Annotated in this window: 2 protein-coding genes; one reads left to right on the plus strand and one right to left on the minus strand. The window is 41.4% G+C overall.

The features are described from left to right. Positions 1-914, plus strand: a 914-nt coding sequence (locus tag A3762_RS28470; RefSeq protein WP_156493587.1) for an ABC transporter transmembrane domain-containing protein, incomplete at its 5' end; no start/stop codon positions are given. On the opposite strand, the gene A3762_RS27790 is transcribed toward A3762_RS28470, so the two are convergent. Then, positions 798-1316: hypothetical protein (locus A3762_RS27790; RefSeq protein ID WP_197469392.1), on the minus strand; the 519-nt coding region annotated here is incomplete at its 5' end. The genes A3762_RS28470 and A3762_RS27790 overlap by 117 nt on opposite strands.

A 1316-nucleotide genomic window follows, 5' to 3' on the forward strand; every position in this document is an offset into this window, starting at 1 on the left:
TTAGGTTTTTGAAAAATAGAGCTTTCGAGGGTGACAGTTTAACTGTAAGACGTGTCCTTGGTTATAGAGACGCATTTGTTCGGACTGATCAACTTGCAGAAGTGTTAGGGCGGCTTGGATTTTTGAGAAATTATGATGAGATTTTTTCAAGCCAATCTGAATGTCGACGATTTCCTTATTTTGTTGTGGATGATGAAAAGCTGTTACTAGTTGAATCAATTGATCGTGATTCCATTTACCACGTTTTCGATGGTGATGATTACCTTGAGATGCGAGAAAGTCAGCTGCTTAACAAGCGGATGATGTACTTTATTTTTGACGAAGAGAAAGAGCATCTTGAAGCAAGAAATATTGATTATGTTCGAGAAACATTTGCACGATTCAAACCTTTAAAAACTCATGTACTTTTGACTAGCGTGTTAACTGGATTTTTTGCGTTGTCAGTACCACTAATAGTCATGGTGGTTTACGACCAGGTTTTACCCACGGGTTCTTACCTAGTTCTCATTGGCAGTATTATCGGAGCACTGATACTACTCGGATCTGAGTTTGTGATGAGATTGATTCGTGGACGTATCTTGTGTCAAGTGTCTACACGGTTCTCATCCATCATGAAGCCGAAAGTACTTAATAGGATTGTACGCCATCGGCTAATCGATTTGCTCAACTCTGAACTTTCGACCAAGTCACAGCGCGTTGCCGAAGTTGATAACATAAGCCAGTTTGTTACCCATCCTACCGCGCAGGCAATATGTGATATCCCAATTGTAGTTATTTTCGTTGTTCTGTTAACAATATTATCTCCTGGACTCGGTGTTATTGCCATTATCTATTCCAGCAGAAAGACTCGCACCAAATGGAACATCAGCTATCACTATCGACGTAATCTTCTCAGAACCATCACCATCAACTAAAGATGTCGAGATATTCAGATCGATAGCAGTATCCTCGTTACCCTCTGCCTGTTGCGTCACCACAAGCGGAGCATCGGCGATAGCTTCAACTTTTATATCAAGGTTCGTATCAACACGACCAATCTCAACGATAGACACGCTGTCAACTGCCACCTCTTGAGTAAGGGTAAACTCGTCATTTACAGAAGTGTCTTGGTCGGATGAAATTTCTTCATACTCAATAACACTGACCGATAAACGAACGTCATCGCCACTATGCGGACTTGGGATAAAAAATAGATCATCAAGATCGTCTGGGGCTAAACTATAGCTCCCATCGCCATTATCCACGCCTGCTGACAAACGACTTCCCTCAGGCAAATCGCTTATAATAATGAGTGTTTTTGTTGTTGGTGATGCCAA

The organism is Oleiphilus sp. HI0125 (genome assembly GCF_001635355.1).